The following is a 21,040-nucleotide window of genomic DNA, read 5'->3' on the forward strand; positions in this document are numbered from 1 at the left end:
ATACAAATTACATTCCGATTAACTATACAATGTTAAAGCTCTTGTTTTGTTAAGCATCAATTCAAGAGCTTTCTTGCATTTAAATATTGTGAATACCTGTAGTTACATAAAAGCTGTCTCAGTAAGAGCAGTTGTCATCATTTTAATAAAGTAAAATTGCTATATAGAAGACCATACCAGCCAATTTAAATGAGGATCAGAATGAATGTTGAGTACTTATCAAACCATCCAGAGAAAATAGAAGAAGTTTCTGAAATGGTTTTCAATGAATTTATCGTCAAAACGGGTAGTTCGAAGACATTTGAAGATGTTGTGAAACACTTTTCAAATACAGACACCCATGCATTCCGGATAACATTCATTGCTTTAGAGAACGGAAAGTGTTTAGGAACCGTATCAATCTTTGAAAACGATTTAAAGATAAGAAATAAGTATAAACCATGGCTTGCATCACTCTACACAAAACCTGAGTACCATGGGCGAGGTATAGGACAAACGTTAATTGCCAAAACGATAGATGTAGCTATAGAATTAGGATTCAAAGAACTTTACTTAAGAACAGAAAATGCATCTGACTATTACCGGAATAGAGGATGGACATACGTTGAAACTGTTTCAGATGATATATATGAAAAAATTGATGTATTTAAATTAAAGTGTGTTTGATATCAATAATTTTTTTGCGGAAAGTTTAATGAAATTAGGGTAGAGTTATTCATAGGATTAACTTTTTCAAACGAAAGAGGAAACTATTACTATAAGAAGAATGAAATTGGCTGTAAAAATGTTACAATTAGATTGTAAAAAAGTTACACAATTTAATATAGCGGAGGAAAATCCTATGAAACTTACAAAAATAATAAGTCTTATTGCACTAGTTGTTATCATATTTATAGGCGGGTATTTTACAGGTTACATAAACAATAACGAAGCTTCCAGAGAAATTAGGATTGGATACAAAAACAATGTAAATCCAAACCAAGTTGATGATAAAAATATATTTACTGATACTGAAAACCAAACAATCATAGATAATTTTATGATGATTTATTTACATAAAGAGAAGGTAACAGATACTCAAATGGATTTAGAAAACCCTGACATTTACTTAAATGTAATAAATCCAAAAAGGTCAATCGGCTTAATTGAGTCTCGGCTGTGGTTTAACGATCGAGGAGCAATCATAGGCGAACGTGTTGGAGAAAGTTGGGATGAAGTAGAATTTTTTCAAATCGATAATAGTGATGCTACCTACATCAAGGAAACGATAGATTATCAGGAAGAGAATACAGGAGATTAAACAACGCCCGATTGGTTAACAAGAATGGACCCTTTTACGATAGTACAAATGATTAAATATAATCTTAATGTACCTTCTAAAAGGAGTCGTGAGGTTATTTAATCTAATATTTTTTAGAATCCTAGAATTATGGAATAAATAAAAACATCCAGCATAAGGAGAACTTCATGAAAGACTTGGCTGTGTTAAAATCGGAACGAATCGCAAAGGAGTTCTTACAAAAAAGAGTCAAAAACTGCTATCAAATAAACGGAAAAGGAACTGTCAATCAAGTTTGCGTAGCGGAGACAGATAACAATAAAGTTGTCATTCGCATGAATGATCTGGGTGCATATTTAAGTTTTATTAAAGAAAAATGGTGTATCGAGCAAGCGCGAGTAATTGGCATAGTCCTGAAGTGTTATCTATAGGGAAGTTTGAAAAAACTGCATACATGATCCAAACCTTCGTAGCTGGAGAGAATGGTTTAGATAGTGTGAAACCAAAGCCGGAAATATGGAGGCAACTTGGTATGTATGCCAGCCGTATTCATACAATTCCGGTAAAAGGCTATGGCGAGAATCTTGCCGATCCAACTCAAGGTCTTTTTCAATCTCCTCCACATGCTGGGTCAGATGGTAGCTGGTTGGGGTATGTAAATTATAATATTAATAGCTTAACAACTGATGACCGATTACTAGCTCTTGACGTCATCACACACTCGGAATCAAATAAAATCAGAAAACTATTCGAGGCTTTGAAAACAGAGAGGTTCCGTTTCGCTTTAAATCATGGGGATCTTTCATTAAAAAATACAATTGTCAATAAGAAAGGAAAGGTGATTTTGCTAGATTGGGGCAGTGCAGAAGTAACTGTGGCACCATATGGAGACATAATTGGGATGATGTCTCAAACTCTAGATGATAGACCAAATGATGAATATGAAGCATTTTTAAAAGGGTATGGGTTATTGGAAACTGAAATTGCCAGCTTGAGGCCTTTGTTGCTTTTAAGAGCCTTCGACAAACTCAGATGGGCTATCGATAAAAGCCCTGATTTAATTGTACCGTATTCAACATTTGCGAGACGCGCTGTTGATTTGGCCTTGAACTAGAAAGGTCTTTCTTTTTGTCAAAACGTACATAATACTATATAGATCAAATTGGTAGCATTCTGGAGTTATCATTAAATTAAAAAGCGATCAGATTATGTTAGAGACGAGGTTAAGGTGAAAAATAGAGAAGAAGCTATCAGCTATTGTTTGGAAATAGGTAATACATATGAAGATTACCCTTTTCGTGATAAAAATTGGACATTAATGTTGCATAAACACAACAAAAAAGTGTTTGCATGGATATTTGAAAAAGAGCGCCATATATGGATGAATGTAAAATGCGAACCAGGATTTTTAGATTATTGGCGTCAGCTTTACAAGTCGGTAGTACCGGCATTTCATCTGAATAAAGACCATTGGAATTCGATTATTCTTGACGGCACTGTTCCTAATGAAGAAATATATGACATGATCCAGCATAGCTATATGTTAACAAAAAATTGATGGCATTGATTCAGCAAAAAGAATCAATGCCTTTTTGTCTTACCCATTTTAATAACGGCTGTTCATTTAAAATGTAAAGTCAGCTTGACATAAATAGTAATGTAAAGTAAACTTGACTTATCAATAAATGTATAGTGTGCTTTACATTTACAAAGGGAGGCATTATGGAAAACAGAATTCGTGATTTGCGGAAAATGAATAAATTAACGCAGGAAGAATTGTCTAAACAAGTTGGCGTCTCACGGCAATCAATCATTGCAATTGAATCAGGCAAATTCAATCCATCACTAGAGCTTGCCTATTATATTTCAAAGGTTTTCAATTGCACGATTGAAGAAGTGTTTATATTCGAAGAGAGGGGAATGGAATAATGGAGATTTCTATCGGTGGAATGATCGGATTGTATGGGGGAATGCTTTGCGGATTACTTGGCTGGTGGTTTGGCCGCAAAAAGGCGAGGAAAAACAGAGGGTTAGATGAAGTCTACTACCATATTTGGCAAAAGGCGAGGTCTTATTCATGGTATGTCACATTAGGAGCGATTTATGTACTCTTTTCGTTCATTATGTTTGGGATTGAATTAAGCCCTGCACTCGTTTTAGGTGTCTTGCTTTTAGCGCATTTAGGGAGTTGGGGTATCATTGGAACCGTTTTATCCATCAACATGTCCAGTCCAGTCCCGTTGCAGCCATCTCGTGTAAAGTTTGGCATTAGCGTAGTTGCGGTATCGATTATTGTTTTTACGACAATCTCGATAGTAACGAATAATTGGAAGTTTTTATTATTCAGTATTCTGCCTAATTTAGTTGGACTATTTAGTGCGCTTACACCAATTAGAAAAGATGCAGATTCAGAGTAATCCTACTGTTATTTGAGAAGATACCTTAACTTTTTTTCTCCTTTGGAAATGCTTATCAAAGGGGAAGGTGCCAAGTAACATTTAAATAGAAAAAAGTCACATTCAATTATGGATTCAGCGTAATTGAGCAATGGGAAAAGTGTAAATCCCTTACAATTAATTGTCAAATACTGTTTGACGAAATCATTTATTCATGTTAAATTAAACTCATCATAGTAAAAGGTGTGGTGAAGTATGTCCGTAGTAGGTATCAACTAATTTTAGTTGAATAAGGTGCTTTTTTTCTGGTCACTACCAGTTTATTAAGGTTGCCTTTTTTCGAATATGTTACTAAACATGTTTGAATACCTGCTATCAGACTGCTTCCATTTCATATATTCGCTTAGCTTGAATGTAAGAGAAAAAGCTTTAAGGGTGGACTATATCCTTTCATGCTTACTTTACGTCTTATTTATTCATGCCTATTCGAGATAAACCCTTGTTTGTGACAAGAGGGTGCCCGCGGAAGCTTTCTGTCCAGTTTAGTTGTCTAAATTGGAAAGCAGAAAAGGCTTTTGCGGGCTTATTTTATTTGGAATGAGGACGATAACATGAATAAAATGACCTTTGAAAAATTACAATACAACGAATTGAAACATAAAGTGAAAACCCATTGTGTCAGCAGTTTAGGAAAACAGCTAATCGAAACATTACAGCCAAGCACGAACATAAAAGTTGTTCGTCATCGCTTAAACGAAACGAGTGAGGCCCGAAAGTTATTGGACGCAGAAAAACACTTGCCATTAACCGGCATTTCTAATATTACTAGCCATATTGAAAAAGTAGAAAAAGGTATGGTGTTAACTCCAGGAGAATTACTTGCAATTTCTGATTTTTTAAGAGGCTGCAGAAAAATCAAAAAGTTTATGGCAGATAAAGAATTTTTTGCACCTGTCCTTTACACCTATGCAATTTCGATGACGGAATTGCGAGGTATTGAAGAGGAAATCTTGTTTGCCATTAAAGGCAATCGCGTCGATTCAGGAGCAAGTAAAGAGCTAAAACGAATTCGAAATCAAATAGCTAAAAACGAGGAGAAAATCGAAGAACGGTTAAATAAGTTTTTAAAAAGCGGTGTTAATAAAGAATATCTCCAAGAGTCCTATATTAGTAAGAAAAATGACCGGTTCACAATTCCGATTAAAGCATCGTTTAAAAATCATGTACCTGGAACAATTATAGAAACATCCTCTAAAGGATCGACCGTATTCATAGAACCTGAAGCTGTCTCAAAGCTAAATGTGGAATTATTAAGTTTGAAATCGGAGGAATCCGTTGAGGAATATCAAATACTAGCAACGTTAACTGGAGCAATTTATGAATCCCTTCATGAAATAACGGTGAATATTGAATGCATCAGCCAGTACGACATGATTTTTGCGAAAGCCAAGTACAGCAAAAGTAATGATGCTATCGAACCGAAAATCAACGACTATGGATATATCAAATTAATTCAAAGTAAACACCCATTACTAGAAGGCAATATTGTCCCATTGGATTTTGAAATTGGTGAAAATTATCGAAGTTTAGTTATAACAGGTCCGAATGCAGGTGGGAAAACCGTCGTTTTAAAGACAATTGGTATGTTAACTTTAGCGGTCATGTCAGGGTTTCATATTAGTGCAAAACGAGGAACGGAATTGGCCATCTTTGACCACGTGTTTGTAGATATTGGTGATAATCAAAGCATCGAGAATGCCCTAAGTACGTTTTCCTCCCATATGAAAAATATCGCCGAGATTATGAGTGCTGCCAATAATAATACTTTGCTCCTATTCGATGAAATTGGCAGTGGAACAGAACCGAATGAAGGTGCTGCATTAGCAATCGCAATACTAGAAGAGTTTTATCATATCGGGTGTATCACAGTCGCAACAACTCATTATGGAGAAATTAAACGGTATTCCGAAATGCACGATGACTTTATGAATGCAGCGATGTTATTTAATAGTGCTGAATTGAAGCCGATGTATAAGCTATTAATAGGTAAATCAGGTGACAGTAACGCCCTTTGGATTTCAAGCAGAATGAAAATCCGTAAACATGTTTTGGAACGGGCACAATTATATATCGATAATAAAAATTATAATCTCAAAATAATGCAAGAAAACAAACGGAAAAAACCAGTCCATGAAGAGGAACAGCCGCTAGAGACATATCAATATGAAACCGGTGACCGGGTCAGGTTAATCAACCAGGATGATTTTGCAATCGTCTATGAGCCAAAAGATACATTCAATAACATTAAACTGTTCTATAACGGTGAAATAGTAGAAGTGAATAGTAAGCGAATTGAATTAGACATTAAAGCTACACAATTATATCCTGAAGGCTATGATGTCAACACCTTATTTACCAGTTACGAAGACAGAAAACTCCAGCATGATTTGGAAAGAGGTTCGAAAAAGGCGCTACGAAAGGTTCAAAAGGAGATTAGAAATCGAAATCAAGAATAGTTGTTTAAACTTAATGAAGTCATTTCGGAATTGGCAGAGTACATCTGATACTTAAGTCAAAAAGCCGAACACTCAAGAAACGGGCACATTTTCTGTAAATAGGAAAGTGCCCGTTTCTATTTTTATTTATACATGAGAATTTGAAATTGCAGCTCTGAGGGGCGAAGTTTTCCCCACATAATTTTTACCCACTATTTTCTTGCTTCTTTCGATACCGATTCACAACAGTATCACCAATTAACCCAATCCATGTTGAGACTAAGAAAAAATGAAAGTATGGATATAAAAAATCCCTCCCAATATTAAAAAATGTCAAAGTGATTGCCACAACACCGATAAACGTTAACGTTTGAAACAGCAAAGTTAATTTTCTTAACATAATTACTCACACCTCATACTTTTAAGTAATTTCGTAGAACATAAATGTAAGAATAGAAGTTTCTCAGAATATTAGAACCAATTATAAGAAAGAACCACCAAATTGTAAATATATACAAAGGAAAATATTTCATATCCAATTGTTGACAAATTAGACTGAGCATCATATATTATAAATAGACCGACCGTCAGTCGATATATAAAGCGAGGTATAAAATGAGAATATCAAAGGACTACGAAGAACGGAGAAATGAAATCTTAGATACGGCAGAGAAACTTTTTACTAAAAAGGGATATGAGAAATGTACAGTTAACGATATTTTGAGAGAAATCTCAATTGCGAAAGGAACATTTTATTACTATTTCAAATCGAAGCAAGAAGTGTTAGAGGCAATCGTGACAAGATATACAGATTTCATGATGACTAAAGTGCAAGCTGTGATGAATCAGGACCTTCAACCTGAACAAAAATTCATGCAAGTCTTTTTAGCAATGCGAATAAACAACGAGGTGGGAGAAGAGGTGCTTAATGAAATGCATCAACCTGATAACGCATTATTGCACCAAAAAACGTTACAAGAAATTGTTGAAAAGATAGCACCTGTACTTGTTGAAATCATCGAGGAAGGAATCGATAAAAACGTTTGGCAATGCAAATATCCGCTACAATACATGCAAATATTTTTAGCATCATCATTGACGTTAACAGATGAAGGGATATTTGAAATGGATGCCGATGCACAAATGAACCTCGGTGCATTAATCTCATTGTTAGAAAAAATGTTAGAAGTAAAAGAAGACTTTTTCATGACGATGTTTTTAGAAAACTGGGGTTAATCGCAAATCATAAAAACTATTAGGGGGACACGATGAAAAAATTTATGGTCATCTGGGCTGGAGAACTCATTTCAATGATTGGCAGTGGGATGACAGCATTTGCTGTTGCCGTGTATGTTTATCAGCTATCCGGAAGTGCCGCAGCCGTGTCGCTTGCCACATTGTGCGCCTATCTTCCAGCAATTCTCTTCAACCCAATTGGTGGTGTGCTTGCTGACCGTTATGATCGCAGGCTGATGATGATTCTTGGCGATTCTTTATCGATTATTGGACTTCTCATCATATTAATAAGCATTCAAACCGGTATTGTTGGCATCTTCCCGATTCTAATTGGAGTTGCGATTAACTCGATATTTATAGGGTTACTTGAACCTGCATACAAAGCAACGATAACAGACCTCTTAACAGAAGAACAATACGCAAAGGGGAGCGCATTACTGCAAATGGCCGGTGCCTCAAAGTATTTAATCTCACCGTTTGTTGCCGGACTACTCCTTTCTATTGCCGACATTCGACTCATCCTCATCTTAGATATCGCAACAATTTTCATCACTGTAATTACAATTCAGCTTGTCCGCAAAAACATACCATATGTTAAACCAATTAAGAAGCAACGTCATTTTCTTCATGAAATCAAAGAAGGATTCAAAGTTCTATCCTTCAATAAGACCGTGAGCCAATTAATTTTTCTCATGGCGTGTGTATGTTTTTTTGTAGGAATTATTCAAACGATGATTGCCCCAATGATACTTGCCTTTGCAAATGCCAAAACACTCGGAACGATAGAATCTGTCAGTGCAGTAGGCATGCTTATTGGCAGTATCATTATCAGTAGTGTAAAAATGAAAGGTGGCTATGTGAAAACACTGATTCTTTCTTTCATGACAACTGGTTTGTTTATGGCACTTGTCGGTACAACGACGAATGTCCTGTTGCTAATCGGCTATTGTTTTATGTTCTTTCTCACATTGCCATTCATCAATACTTGCGCAGACGTATTACTTCGGATGAACATTCCAAATGACGTTCAAGGAAGAGCGTGGGGGATGATTAGCATTCTGACACAGGCAGGGTATGTTGTCGCATATTCGATCTCAGGACTGCTTGCTGAATTTCTATTCGAGCCACTGCTTGGAAAAGAAGGGGTTCTTGCAAGTACTGTCGGACAGTGGATTGGTACCGGACAAGGACGAGGTATTGCCTTCATGCTTATCATCACAGGGCTTACCATGGTCATATGTGCGTGTCTGTTCGGCTTCAAAAAAACAATCAAAAAGATGGGAAGTATGAGCGATGAAGTGGTTACTCGTTAAAAACGATTTTAAAAGAAATAAACTTATTAATCTTGCATTGTTTATGTTTATCATGTTTTCAAGCGTTTTAGCGATTCTATCTGTCATCGTCGCATCGCAAACAATGATTTCCATTTCAGAGTTATATAAAAAAGCAGAGCCAGCACATTTTTTACAAATGCACAAAGGAGACATAAACGAGTCTGAAATTGATACTTTTATGTCCGAGCACGAGCTAGTTACCTATTGGCAGACAGTTACAATGCTTACAGTATATGGCGAATCGCTAACAATAATCAGTGAAGAAACATACAACCTTTCCGATTCCCGTCTAGACATTGGCTTAGTTAAACAAAATGAAACGAAAGACTTACTATTGAACGCGAATCATGAAAAAGTAACCCTTCAAAAAGGTGAAATCGGCATGCCCATTCTCTTAAAGGACATGTACGGCATGGAAATCGGTGACCATGTCCAACTATCTAGTCAAGGTGTTTCAAAAGAATTTATTATTACAGAATTCATACTCGATTCAATGATGAATTCGCCAATGGCCTCTTCGACTAGAATTCTTTTAAGTGACGACGACTTTGAAGCTTTATCTAACCAAGTCGGTGAAAGGGAATATTTAATTGAAGCTTATTTTCATGATGCAAATGAAGCATCAGACTTTCAAACGGCATATGAAAACAGTGGCCTTCCCCAAAACGGTCAAGCAATCACTTATACGATCATTTTTATTCTAAGTGCATTAACCGATATTACAACGGTCTTTATGCTGTTATTAGTAAGTATCCTCTTAATCATCGTTTCATTTATCTGTGTGAAATTTACACTCATGGCAACGTTGGAGGAAGAACTAACAGAAATCGGGACGATGAAAGCAATTGGTATTCAATTTTCAGATATAAGAAACCTATATCTCTATAAATATCGATTTATCGCAACCACAGCAATTATGACCGGATATTTCGCGGCACTCCACCTAAGCACAATTTTCACAAAACATATCAGCGCCACTTTTGGAGATCAAGGTATGTACACAATAACAATTCTTATATCAATTACTGCAGGGTTACTCGTCTTTGTATTCACTAACTATTATTGTAGCAAACTATTGAAAAAGTTAAAAAAGCTCTCTGTTGTCACAGCACTGCTTCACGGCGAGGGCCTAGACAAAAAAAAACGGAAAACCAAGTCGGGACTTTCTAAATCGAAAGTATTACCGGTTAACTGGTTAGTAAGCATTCGAGACGTTTACCAAGAGCGGAGAAATTGGAGCATGATGTTTGTCGTCGTCCTCATAGCCGTCTTGTTAATCTTAATCCCCGTAAATTTAATGAATACATTAAAAGAACCAAGATTGATAACATACATGGGTAGTTCACTCGAAGACATTTTAATTGAGGTAGAAAATGGAGAAAACCTTGAAAATGACGCAGCCGATGTAAAATTACTTGTTAAAAATGACACTAATCTCAAGTCATACCAGGAATACCGCCGCGTACGTGTTCAAACGTCCGATGCTGAAGGGGAAAAAATGAACCTTCATATTGATTATGGAGAAAAAGCTGGAAGCGGCTTGCAATATGTTAGCGGAAAAGCCCCGGAAACCGAAAATGAAATCGCCATCTCCTACCTAAATGCCGAAAAAATCGGTAAAACGACAGGTGATAACATCGTCCTTTTCACAAACGGGAAAGAACAGCCATTTCTCATCTCAGGTGTCTATCAAGATGTGACTAGCGGCGGCTATACAGCAAAAGCAACACACAATTTTTCAACACTGCAACCAGTAAAGGTTACATTCTCGACTCATCTAAAAGAAGGTATAGACCCAGAAAAGAAAGCAAGTGAATGGTCTGAGATCCTCGGTGCAGGTGTCTCAGTCAACTCGATGTCACAATTCATCGACCAAACATTAGGCGGCGTTGTTCACCAACTGCAAACAATTGTACTAGCGATAACATTGATAGGCGCCTCCCTCGTCATGCTCGTTACGGGCTTATATTTAAAACTGCGTCTAGCAAAGGATCGCTCAGCAATCGCCGTATTAAAAGCAATCGGATTTTCTGAGCAGGATATCAAGAAGCAATACATGATAAAAATCGGCACCGTTTCACTAGCAGGTATTCTAACAGGCACGATTTTAACTGAGGTTTTAGACGAACCAATCATCAATGTCGGCTTAAGTATAGCTGGTCTAGGAATCAAAAACGTGGAGCTATTTACCAATCCAGTCATTACCTATCTCATCTGTCCGTTTTGCCTATTGCTGTTAACACTTTTTATCACAAAGCGTTCAATGAGATCGATTCAAAATTATCACATAATGAAAATGATAAAGGAATAAAGAAAGACGGAGGTGCAAGGTGAACAAAATCATCGAAATTGAAAACATATCGAAAACCTTTGAAACAACAAAAGTCTTAAATGACATTAGCTTCCACATCGAACAAGGTTCATTTTTCGCGATTATGGGACCATCCGGCTCAGGAAAATCAACACTACTATACAATATTAGCGGCATGGACCGCCCTGATACAGGCCGCGTCACATTTAACAGAAAAGAGCTTACAAACCTTGACGATGAAAAATTAAGTCAAATTAGACTCACGCAAATGGGTTTTATTTTCCAACATTCGTATCTATTAAAAAATCTATCAATTCGCGACAATATAATTCTCCCAGGAATAAAATCGCGTAAACAATCTCGCAAACAAGTCAACGACTATGCAGATATTCTTTTCGGAAAAACGGGAATCAAAAGTGTTGCCGACCACGACATCAAAGAGGTCTCCGGCGGCCAATTACAACGTGCAGCCATCTGTCGGGCACTCATTAACAAACCAGATATTCTTTTTGGCGACGAACCAACCGGGGCACTAAACAGCAGCGCATCACGCGATGTCATGGACATTATCGGAAATGTTAACCGAGAAGGAACTACCATCATCATCGTAACCCATGACGCCAAAGTAGCCGCTAGAGCCGACAAAGTCATCTTCCTCATCGACGGGTCCATTCATAATGAGCTCACGTTAGGTAAATATGAAGAAGTGATGAAATCTAATCGTGAGAAGAAATTGTTAGGGTGGTTAGAAAAACAGGGGTTCTAAACCAAAATTATACGACTCCATGAACGTTTTTCTCTCTAAAGTCCCCATTGTGGTGCATTAATTGCCCACTAGGGGGACTGTCCCCATAAAAATCTGTCAACTTTTCATGTTTATTTGTCAAGAATCTAAAATAATCTGTCAACTTCGGAAAAAAATCTCTCAACTTTTCAATAAAATCTGTCATTCGACAAAATTTGCACTCTCGAACCATGTCACAATATAAATTATATTCCCCTATGAGGCAAGCATAATCGTAACTGTGGCTTTGTTCAGTGAACTAGTATTAAGTTTCTGTAAAAAATGCATACTTCATAAAGAAATAGACTCAAAGCTTGCTATAATAGAAGCATAGAACAATGGAGTGAGGGTTGCTTTGAAGAATGAAACATGTTGACCACGACCGTTTATTTAAAGAGTTAATCCGTACATTTTTCGAAGAGTTCATGCTATTATTTTTTCCAGAGATCCATGAATCAATGGATTATCGCCATACGACCTTCTTGTCAGAAGAGCTATATCGAGATATCCTTAAAGGAGAGAAAAACAGAGTTGATTTGTTAATTGAGACAAAATTGAAAGGAGAAGACGGCCTAATCATCGTCCATATCGAACCTCAATCATACGAGCAGGATGCTTTTCGTGAACGAATGTTTATTTACTTCAGTCGCCTCTATGAAAAATACCGCAAACGTATACTACCAATTGCAATCTTTAGTTATAATAAAATAAAGGATGAACCGAATCAATTTATCGTGGAGTTTCCTTTTCATCAAGTATTAAACTTTGAATTTTTAAAAGTAGAACTAAAAAAACAAAACTGGCGTGACTACATAAAACAAGACAATCCTGTTGCGTGCGCATTATTAAGTAAAATGGGCTATGCAAAGAATGAGAAAATACAGGTTAAGCTAGAGTTTTTAAGAATGCTAACACGCTTAGAACTAGACCCAGCAAGGATCGATTTAATAGCAGGTATCTTTCACACCTACCTTAAACTTAATAAAAACGAAGAAAACCAACTGCAAGACGAAATCCGTAAATTAAACCCAGAAGAGGAGGCAAAGGTCATGGAAATCACAACCTCTTGGCATGAAAAAGGAAGAGAGGAAGGAAGAGTTGAAGGAAGAGTCGAAGGAAGAGAAGAGGGTTTAAAAGAAGGAAAAAAAGAAGGGAAAAAAGAAGGAAAAAAGGAATTAAGATTGGAAATTTCCAGAAAAATGTTAGAAGCAAATGTCGAAATTGAACAAATTACAAAGTTTACTGGACTCTCAGTTGAAGAAATAAAGAAAATTATGAATTAATAACATCCAACGCAGTCAACAAAAACTGAGCTGCGTTTTATTTATATTGTTATAAATTTTAGGATGACCAATGCTAACGTAAAAAAATAAAATGGAGAGAGGGAGAAATGGTTATGAAATACACGAATCCTTGGTATGAAAAAGGAAGAGAACAAGGCAGAGAAGAAGGAAGAATAGAGGGTATGAAAGAAAGCATTAAAGTGGTTAAAAGGATTGAACAAATTAACATTGCGAGGAAAATGATAGAAGCAAATCTTGAAATTGAGCAAATTTCAAAATTTACTGGACTCTCGATTGAAGAAATAAAAGAGATTATGGATTAATTTTATATGAGATATGTGAAAAAAGTATACGACGCAGCCTTGAAAGCTGTTTTTTTTCATATAATAATTTGTAAATAGTAATTACTTAAATGTGCTTAGTGGCCTTAGGTTGAGTGTATACAATTCAAAGGATAACCAAATCTTGAAATCTAACAGAAACCTTAATGTCTTCCTTCACGGTGGCCCGATTTTAAAGTAACACTTAATTCTTTTTTAACTTTCACCAATTTATTTTTCAAATGATTAACTAAGAATTTCACTAAACTCATCCAAACCCTCTATTACCCAATGTCCAGCCTGTTCATAAAGAAAGTATGCTAATATAATTGGAAGTGAAAGGAGTAGTTGTAATTGTCTAATCAATATTGCCCACTATGTCATAATGAAAATCAATGTATGGTCGGTGGAGATAAGGATTGCTGGTGTACCACTGAAACATTTCCGGAAAGATTATTACTGTCAGTACCATTGATAAGTAGAAGAAAGCAGTGTATTTGTAAAAAGTGCTTAGAAAACTATAAAGAGAAGCATATCGAAAAAAATGAACGTTTCGACAACATCAATTAAAAACTAGCATGCTAGTAGCTAATCCATTTTGAAAATGCTTTGTTTCATACACATTGATCTATTCACTTCATCCTAAGAGACTTGCTTAGCAATAAAATGTTCAAAAAATCTACTACATAAATAGGCAACACTACACTCGGTTATCGTTTCCTTTTCAAGTTTTCAGTAGGGAGCCTCTAAAGCACTAACAATTGTGAGCCTCCCCTTAACCGTAAAGCCACTTTTAATTACAATTCATTGAGCTCTTATTATGCTATATCAGTTTTAATACAAGCATTATAGATACTCAACCCCCACAATCGCATGAAACTTTATGTACATTACATTTCCATCACTCCCAATAATCTGTATCTGTTTATTAAAAGGATCAATCTTCGATACAATTCCAGGTACTGATACCATATAGCCTTTGTTGTATAGTTTAAACTTCAAAGGTTGATTTTGTTCTAGTGAAGAACGAAGAGAGTCGTTAATTGCCTCCATTTCATACTCATCTAATATTGGTTTTTCCATTTTATTTTCAGCTTCAAAAACGTTAGAAACTGCTTCCCACTGTTGTGGCAAGCTTTTAAAAGGAGCCCATTTCTTCATGTTTCGATCTTTGATTGTCATTTCCTTTAACTCCTTTAATTCTTGATTAAAAAGCTCCATCTTCCACGTGCGAACATCATAATATCCACTATCAATTCGTTCTTTCTCAGAATGCAAATGTTCAATTAAATCGTTAGGATAGTGAGCTGTATTATAGTCTAGCTGAATCGAATCTTGAGGACTATGCAAGACGACGGTAAATAGACAGCCGTTGTGAAAATCAACCCCTGTCACAAGGAGCATGCTTATATCGGATGGCATTCTTAATACAAACATCACCTGAAATCGTTGGTTATCATTCATGAAATCCCCCTCGTGATTAACTGCTACCCATATTTTATACAAACATATGTTCGATTTCAAGAGGAAAGTTTCGAATGAATCATTGAAAAAGTGTCGGATAGAAATAACACAAAATTATGCCCTATTGAATTCAAAAGCTTCTCAAATTTTCTTTATAATTCTAATTAATATAGAATAGAATAATATAAAGGTATCTTAATCATTTGTATAAGTTTACTCTACTTTTTTAAAAGAAAATTTTATAATTGACTCAAGAGGTGATAATGATGAAGAAAGATTTTGGTGACTCGATATCAAATAAGGTGTATGAATATCGTGTACTTGCCAGAATGACTCAGCAAGAATTAGCAGAGAAAGTCGGGGTTTCCAAGCAAACCATTTTCGTCATGGAAAAAGGAAATTACGTTCCAACTTTGTTGTTAGCTTTTCGAATTGCTGATTTTTTTAATGCGGATGTAAATGAGATGTTTACTTATGTGAAAGGCAGTGATCAAAATGATTAATTTCTCAGATATTTCTAACGCTATGTTTAACCCCATAAAGTCTTGGGCTGAACAATCTCAGGGGAATTGGAATATTCTCATCGTTAGCGGTTTTATATTGGTTTTTGTCGGTGCGATTCTAACTTATGTAATACAGAAAAAAATGGGGGAAGCTGACGAAAGAACAAACCAAATCAAATTAAAAAGTGCGCTCATCATGTTAAGTGTCATCGTGTTGTTCGATATCATCTTCCCGAAAGAATATATGTGGGAAATTTTCTTCTTATTTAAATATGCTTTTGCATTCGTGGCTTCTACTATTTATCTAGCTGTTCGGTTTAAAAAAGATTTTTATAATTAAACATGGGAAAATCCAATCAATCACGATGAAAAGGTGATTCTAAAGTTTGTAAAACCTATCATTAGATTTTAGGCAAGGTGAAAATGCCCGTTTAATTGCTCGGTACTGTACTTGGGAAAGTACTCTCATGAGGATTTTTACGCAAAGCATCCAAACCTATGATGGATAGTAGGTTACAACAACAACGAAGGATACTTAATTGGAAACGAAGCATATAAATCATAGGGACTATACCACTTAACTTATCCTACAGGGTTTTCATGGGAACAGTTTCAAACTTGATAAAAACTAGGAATACTCCATGATAGAAGTGTGATGAAATTCTTTAATGTTTCAAGAAAATTGAACGTAATATTTGCAAAATAAGAGCCCTCAATCACGGAGCTTGAACGATGATTTGAGGGTTTTTTTGTGCCTAGGTTCATTTCGTAATTTTCAATCAAAATTTATATTAAATCCTTCTTAACTTTACTGTACACTTATGCATTTTAAAAACGAATATTCATTTACCAATTATATTATTTCCGGAATCTATACAATTCTATATGGTAAAATTAGTTAAGCAGTAAGAAAGGTTGTCACATGTGGAAAAGGGGTGTTTAACTAATGAATCGGATTTCTTTTACAAAAATTAAAAAACTTCTAACATTTATACCCATTATTGCTCTCATAATATGTATCTCATACCTCATCGTTTATAAAGCTTCAATTTTACCAAACGGATATGAAGTCATTGACAGGCAGGAAGAAAGTATATCAATAAAATCTTACAATTTACTAGGGTTTGAAAAAAATGAGTCCACGGTAACATTTTCAGATGAGGATACTTGGAAGATCAGTGAAATTGTCTACAACGTTGATAGACAAAAAGAAACTTACTGGCTGCTTTACTCTGCGGTGAGTGTATCAATTGTATTATTTGTCTATAAAGTACGTCAGGGCACTAATCTTTGGCATGCAATTTTTGGAAGTAATATTATTTTCACCGTATTAATAGCACTAATTTTAGCTTATCAAACAATAAGGGGCATTCAGGATTTGATTTCTTAATATTTCTAACATTGATAAAGAACTTGTAAGGGATAAAAACTTTTTAGGGGAGAAAAAAGAGGTTAATTGAAAGGGTGCATGATGAAATTTTACAAAAACATGTCTAAATTAGAAATGGCCAATTGGAAAACAGGTACATTCTTTGGCTTTTATACATATATGATTCTATTATTTATTAACTATATATTTCTTCATATCAACGGAAAAGAGCCGATGCCATCCATTTTAATTTTTTGGGCGGGGCTAATTGTTGCTTTTGGATACGAATTTATTTTAAATCGAAGGGCTAAAAATAAAGCGAAGAAATAAGTTTAGTATAAGAAATAACACATCAATAGTAAAGAGCCTCTTTTCATGAGATTTTTAACTTAAATAACATGTAAGAACGCGATACTTCACGAAGAGGTATTGCTTTTTATTTTCAATTTTGGTGTAAATTAATAAAAGTATATTCCATTATTAACCAACTGTAGTATAATTAACTAGTAAATAAGTCTTAATGTTATTAGTAAATACAAGATTCTTTAGAGACTGGGGATTACTAGATGAAAAACAAACGTAAGATGGCCTTTGCCTCCATTATTTTAGTATTCCTATTCATATTCGGCTACATCACAACACTCCCAGAATGGTTGTTTCCGAATGTATATCCAACCTATATAGAAACCATTGAAACAAATTGGAATGTAACGTTACCAATGCCTGATCATGAAAAAATTCTCTATAATACAAGAGTCAACTCATTCCATGGAGACGGGGAGTCAATCACAGAGCTACATTACGAAAATCCTACAACCCTACAAGCGATTGAGAAATTAGCAGAAAGTTGGCACCGTGTTGATGAAACAACACTGAAGGCATTTCCAGAAGGGGTACAAGAACTAATAAAAAAGAGAGACAAAAGTGCGAGCTACTTTTACCTAGAAGAGGATGGTTTTGACTATATCATTTTTGGCATTAAAGGGAATAAAGTTACAATTTATGAATCATATATTTGAGGTGAGGTCTTGGCATATCGAAATAGAGATTCAGACATTTTTAAACAAATTGTAAAGAAAGTCTGTAAAATAAAGAATCTATCCCCCCAGAATCCTAAATTTGAAACGATTGATAATAGTGTAGTGATTAGTGTTAAAAACCATTTGAAAGATGGGATAGATTTAGATTGTTTCCATATTCTTAACATCATTTATCAACTTATCACACCTCTAGGAGTGAAATTCACTCAACAATTGTATCTCTATCCAAATTCAAATAGAGTGGCTAGAGTAACGATACAATTTACAAAAGAAGAGTATGATGCCTTGAATAATTATTTGCATAGTTTTGATATAGGAAGCTAAAAAATTAGTATATTTCATCTTCTGCTATGCTGATTATTGGTGGTCCATAGGTTTAACCATTCACTATACCGATAACGGATGGGAAATTATAGAAAGTTATACATGATTAATTTATTATCATCATTTTGAATGGGGATGTAAAATGACAAAAAGGATCATAACCGCAGCACTATCCGTAATAATATTTGCGCTTATTTTTTCATGGTTTACGATTACCCCGAGTTCTCAACGGGAACCAAATGTATACTATTTTCGTTTTGATGAAATGTATAGCATAGTCCTAATTTACGCTGCACCCGTGTATTTTCTAGTTGGTTTACCTTTCTCTATCTTTATTGATAAGTTCATCGCAAAAATAAATACATCCTTAGAATGGACACGTTATTTTTTCGGATTAGGGCTATATACATTTGCTGGTCTACTTGTTGGTGCTATTATTTTAATTATACTTAAAAAGCTGATAATTCCAATCTTCATACTATGTTTATTCGCATCAAATATATACTATCACTTACATTTATTGGTTTCACAAATAAAGCGAGAGAGTGAAGCGCAAAATTAAGTATTAAAATCTTTTAAACTACAAATATAGAGTAAGTTTGTAATAGGCTTATAAATGAGGGAATTAGATGGAATTAAAATTTAATCAATGGTCATTTTATTTAACTTTTTTATGTGTAGGGCTATCCTTCTATTCATTTTATTCTTATCTGGAAAGTTTTTGGTTACTCGCACCTCCAAGCTACATATTACTTGGAATAAGTGTCATAGCCTTAGTATTTGGGATTTTAGGATTAAAAGCTCACCGTTATCGGTGGGCAAAATTAAGAAGTGGGATAACTTTGAGTTTATCATTATTGTTGTCGATTATTCTTTCCTTGACGATTATTTTAACATGGCTTTTTTCGATATTAGAGCCTGATAATCCTACAAAAACTACCCATTCTCCAAACGGAGACTATACGATTAATTTTTATAAATGGAACGAGGGAGCTACAGGTGGTTTTGGGATTAGAGGTGAATTGGACGGTCCACTTTGGTTTAAAAAGAAAATCTATTTCCAAGAATACGCAGAAGATGTACAAGTAGTGTGGGAAAGTAATGATAAAGTATCAATAAACAATCAGATTCTTGATTTAGGTAATGGAGATACGTTTGGTTATGATTGGTTACGGTGATAATCAAATGTTCTACAGTGGTTTGTTGTGTGAATTAAGAGGATGAAGCAATCAATAGTAAAAAAGATATTCTACTCGTAGAATTAGGCTTAGATTTTTTAAACAGTATTGCTCGCGTGAAAAAAGTTAATAGAATAAAAAATTTCATCTAATTCACATGCAAACCAATATTAGAGAAATGTAATTAAGTAGTTACCATTTTGTTGAAAAAACTAGAATGATTAGGATGATAACAGTTGGAGAAAATTCAAAGAATCTTGACTATTTTAGGTTTTACCTTTATGTTTTCATATGTTTTTATTTATGTAGGAGAAATATCAACATCTCCAATCTTTAAGTATTTATTGGTCATTGGATTCTTATTTTTAACTGTAGATTTTATACTTTTTCTAATAATTAAATTTAAAAGTAAGAAATAATACGAAACCAATAAAAAAGCATCTCTTCTGAAGAAACATTATTAACGATGTGATGCGATACTTCAATAAGGGGAATCGTATTTTTTATTAAGCTAACGATCCAAAATAATTTTATTGAAGTTGACAAAAATTGTTATTAACTATAAAATAGAAAAAATTTCAAACAATAGGTAAACAATATACGACTATATTTGTAGCTTTTTAGAAAGTGTTTGCCTAAAAATTTATTAATTAATTTTAGACAGATTATAAATCCTTGACTTCCCATAACTGGAATGGATAAATACCTTGACATTAACTTCCGTCATTAGTGTGAGAGAGTAAAAAACATTTGAACACCCAGTAGATACAACCTGTCGTCCATTAGTGATGATAGGTTTTTTCATAAATACATATAAAGGGGAGAACAAAATGGCAACCACCAACTGGCAAAGACAAGATGTTACTCAGCATTATTTGGAACAAGTTCGCGGCGGAATTCCATTCGGAGCGGAACAGGCAAAAATTATGCTTCAAGTGATTAATCATTTCAATCCTAATCCTAAAAGAATTATCGACTTAGGCTGTGGTAATGGGTTTTTAGCTGAACTATTGCTTAAAACCTATCCGGAAGCCACTGCACTCTTAATCGACCATTCCGGGCCAATGGTTCAAGCTGCTCGTGAGCATATGAGTGAATACAAACATCGTTGTGAAATTATCCACGGTGATATTAGTCAGTTTATAAAAGAACTTGCTGAACCTCACTCGATTGATTGTATTGTTTCCGGTTTTGCTATTCATCATCTGACACACGATAAGAAAAAGGAACTCTATCATGAAATCTATAATCTTTTAACAGATGGTGGGATATTCATAAACATTGAACATACAGCATCGGCTACTCCAGAGATTGAAAGATTGTATAATGAGCTTTTTATTGAACATCTTTCAACACATAACAATCGAGACAGACAAGAAGTTGCCAAGGAATATTACAACCGCCTTGATAAAGAAGATAATATTCTTGAAAGGGTAGATATACAGGTAAATTGGCTTAAAGATATAGGGTTTAAACATACAGATTGTTATTTTAAGTGGATGGAACTTGCTGTTTTTGGTGGAGTGAAATAAATTACAAGAAGATAACTATGTAGAGATAAGTAAGATGATGTAAGTTATTGCACCTGCAATATTCTTTTTGTTAACTAGGAGTTGTTGTAACAGCTCCTCTTTTGTGCGCTTGGCAGCGTATCGGGCTAACGGGTGAAAGTCCCGAACACACCGTAGTGGCGGAAGTGTATAGCTGACAGGTAGTGCATTGTC

General features: G+C 35.0%; 26 protein-coding genes. 24 read left to right on the top strand and 2 right to left on the bottom strand.

The window, feature by feature from the left end; all coding sequences use genetic code 11:
• Positions 1-201: 201 nt before the first annotated feature.
• The 8 genes from J2S19_RS21550 (at position 202) to J2S19_RS21585 (ending at position 6,191) form a co-directional block, all read left to right on the top strand.
• On the top strand, positions 202-666 hold the full coding sequence (locus J2S19_RS21550; RefSeq protein WP_307346307.1) for a GNAT family N-acetyltransferase: 465 nt from the start codon (positions 202-204) through the stop codon (positions 664-666).
• A 175-nt stretch (positions 667-841) separates the two neighbouring features.
• Positions 842-1,300: a hypothetical protein gene (locus J2S19_RS21555; RefSeq protein WP_307346310.1), complete on the top strand. Its 459-nt coding sequence runs from the start codon at positions 842-844 to the stop codon at positions 1,298-1,300.
• Between the two features lie 167 nt (positions 1,301-1,467).
• Positions 1,468-1,710: a hypothetical protein gene (locus J2S19_RS21560; protein ID WP_307346313.1), complete on the top strand. Its 243-nt coding sequence runs from the start codon at positions 1,468-1,470 to the stop codon at positions 1,708-1,710.
• Positions 1,711-1,733: 23 nt separating this feature from the next.
• Complete coding sequence (locus tag J2S19_RS21565) at positions 1,734-2,393, top strand: phosphotransferase (protein ID WP_307346316.1); 660 nt, start codon at positions 1,734-1,736, stop codon at positions 2,391-2,393.
• Between the two features lie 114 nt (positions 2,394-2,507).
• Complete coding sequence (locus tag J2S19_RS21570; RefSeq protein WP_307346319.1) at positions 2,508-2,837, top strand: MmcQ/YjbR family DNA-binding protein; 330 nt, start codon at positions 2,508-2,510, stop codon at positions 2,835-2,837.
• 164 nt (positions 2,838-3,001) lie between these two features.
• A complete protein-coding gene (locus tag J2S19_RS21575; RefSeq protein ID WP_307346322.1) occupies positions 3,002-3,208 on the top strand; it encodes a helix-turn-helix transcriptional regulator in 207 nt (68 codons plus the stop codon).
• Positions 3,208-3,696 (top strand): hypothetical protein, encoded by a 489-nt coding sequence (locus J2S19_RS21580; protein ID WP_307346325.1) that lies wholly within the window; start codon positions 3,208-3,210, stop codon positions 3,694-3,696. Before J2S19_RS21575 ends, J2S19_RS21580 begins: the two co-directional genes overlap by 1 nt.
• A gap of 590 nt (positions 3,697-4,286) precedes the next feature.
• Complete coding sequence (locus J2S19_RS21585; RefSeq protein WP_307346327.1) at positions 4,287-6,191, top strand: endonuclease MutS2; 1,905 nt, start codon at positions 4,287-4,289, stop codon at positions 6,189-6,191.
• 184 nt (positions 6,192-6,375) lie between these two features.
• On the opposite strand, the gene J2S19_RS21590 is transcribed toward J2S19_RS21585, so the two are convergent.
• Complete coding sequence (locus J2S19_RS21590; RefSeq protein WP_307346329.1) at positions 6,376-6,570, bottom strand: hypothetical protein; 195 nt, start codon at positions 6,568-6,570, stop codon at positions 6,376-6,378.
• 215 nt (positions 6,571-6,785) lie between these two features.
• Between J2S19_RS21590 and J2S19_RS21595 the strand changes: the two genes are divergently transcribed.
• The 7 genes from J2S19_RS21595 (at position 6,786) to J2S19_RS21625 (ending at position 14,008) form a co-directional block, all read left to right on the top strand.
• The gene (locus J2S19_RS21595; RefSeq protein ID WP_307346331.1) at positions 6,786-7,406 is read left to right on the top strand and encodes a TetR/AcrR family transcriptional regulator; all 621 of its coding nucleotides are present in this window, start codon (positions 6,786-6,788) and stop codon (positions 7,404-7,406) included.
• 32 nt (positions 7,407-7,438) lie between these two features.
• On the top strand, positions 7,439-8,719 hold the full coding sequence (locus J2S19_RS21600) for an MFS transporter (RefSeq protein ID WP_307346334.1): 1,281 nt from the start codon (positions 7,439-7,441) through the stop codon (positions 8,717-8,719).
• Positions 8,700-11,051, top strand: a complete 2,352-nt coding sequence (locus J2S19_RS21605; RefSeq protein ID WP_307346337.1) for an FtsX-like permease family protein — start codon at positions 8,700-8,702, stop codon at positions 11,049-11,051. The genes J2S19_RS21600 and J2S19_RS21605 overlap by 20 nt, the downstream gene beginning before the upstream one ends.
• Before the next feature lie 19 nt (positions 11,052-11,070).
• A complete protein-coding gene (locus tag J2S19_RS21610) occupies positions 11,071-11,817 on the top strand; it encodes an ABC transporter ATP-binding protein (protein WP_307346340.1) in 747 nt (248 codons plus the stop codon).
• Between the two features lie 380 nt (positions 11,818-12,197).
• Positions 12,198-13,118: an Rpn/YhgA-type helix-turn-helix domain-containing protein gene (locus tag J2S19_RS21615; RefSeq protein WP_307346343.1), complete on the top strand. Its 921-nt coding sequence runs from the start codon at positions 12,198-12,200 to the stop codon at positions 13,116-13,118.
• A gap of 113 nt (positions 13,119-13,231) precedes the next feature.
• Positions 13,232-13,441: an Rpn/YhgA-type helix-turn-helix domain-containing protein gene (locus tag J2S19_RS21620; protein WP_307346346.1), complete on the top strand. Its 210-nt coding sequence runs from the start codon at positions 13,232-13,234 to the stop codon at positions 13,439-13,441.
• Positions 13,442-13,792: 351 nt separating this feature from the next.
• Complete coding sequence (locus tag J2S19_RS21625) at positions 13,793-14,008, top strand: cysteine-rich CWC family protein (RefSeq protein ID WP_307346348.1); 216 nt, start codon at positions 13,793-13,795, stop codon at positions 14,006-14,008.
• A 276-nt stretch (positions 14,009-14,284) separates the two neighbouring features.
• Here the strand turns inward: J2S19_RS21625 and J2S19_RS21630 are convergent, their stop codons facing one another.
• Positions 14,285-14,902: a YolD-like family protein gene (locus J2S19_RS21630; RefSeq protein ID WP_307346350.1), complete on the bottom strand. Its 618-nt coding sequence runs from the start codon at positions 14,900-14,902 to the stop codon at positions 14,285-14,287.
• Between the two features lie 266 nt (positions 14,903-15,168).
• Between J2S19_RS21630 and J2S19_RS21635 the strand changes: the two genes are divergently transcribed.
• From J2S19_RS21635 to J2S19_RS21675, 9 genes are all read left to right on the top strand, one after another.
• Positions 15,169-15,405 (top strand): helix-turn-helix transcriptional regulator, encoded by a 237-nt coding sequence (locus J2S19_RS21635; RefSeq protein WP_307346352.1) that lies wholly within the window; start codon positions 15,169-15,171, stop codon positions 15,403-15,405.
• Positions 15,398-15,745, top strand: a complete 348-nt coding sequence (locus tag J2S19_RS21640; protein ID WP_307346355.1) for a DUF2178 domain-containing protein — start codon at positions 15,398-15,400, stop codon at positions 15,743-15,745. The genes J2S19_RS21635 and J2S19_RS21640 overlap by 8 nt, the downstream gene beginning before the upstream one ends.
• 606 nt (positions 15,746-16,351) lie before the next feature.
• The gene (locus J2S19_RS21645) at positions 16,352-16,795 is read left to right on the top strand and encodes a hypothetical protein (RefSeq protein WP_307346358.1); all 444 of its coding nucleotides are present in this window, start codon (positions 16,352-16,354) and stop codon (positions 16,793-16,795) included.
• An 81-nt stretch (positions 16,796-16,876) separates the two neighbouring features.
• On the top strand, positions 16,877-17,104 hold the full coding sequence (locus J2S19_RS21650; protein WP_307346360.1) for a hypothetical protein: 228 nt from the start codon (positions 16,877-16,879) through the stop codon (positions 17,102-17,104).
• Positions 17,105-17,340: 236 nt separating this feature from the next.
• A complete protein-coding gene (locus J2S19_RS21655) occupies positions 17,341-17,793 on the top strand; it encodes a hypothetical protein (protein WP_307346363.1) in 453 nt (150 codons plus the stop codon).
• A 9-nt stretch (positions 17,794-17,802) separates the two neighbouring features.
• A complete protein-coding gene (locus J2S19_RS21660; RefSeq protein WP_307346365.1) occupies positions 17,803-18,138 on the top strand; it encodes a hypothetical protein in 336 nt (111 codons plus the stop codon).
• 142 nt (positions 18,139-18,280) lie between these two features.
• Positions 18,281-18,700: a hypothetical protein gene (locus J2S19_RS21665; RefSeq protein ID WP_307346368.1), complete on the top strand. Its 420-nt coding sequence runs from the start codon at positions 18,281-18,283 to the stop codon at positions 18,698-18,700.
• A gap of 67 nt (positions 18,701-18,767) precedes the next feature.
• Entirely contained in the window at positions 18,768-19,316 is a 549-nt protein-coding gene (locus tag J2S19_RS21670) for a DUF5412 family protein (protein WP_307346370.1), read from the top strand.
• 830 nt (positions 19,317-20,146) lie between these two features.
• The gene (locus J2S19_RS21675; protein WP_307346374.1) at positions 20,147-20,848 is read left to right on the top strand and encodes a class I SAM-dependent methyltransferase; all 702 of its coding nucleotides are present in this window, start codon (positions 20,147-20,149) and stop codon (positions 20,846-20,848) included.
• Positions 20,849-21,040 lie beyond the last annotated feature (192 nt).

It is taken from the genome of Metabacillus malikii, from assembly GCF_030813355.1.
Taxonomy (GTDB): Bacteria; Bacillota; Bacilli; order Bacillales; family Bacillaceae; genus Metabacillus; species Metabacillus malikii.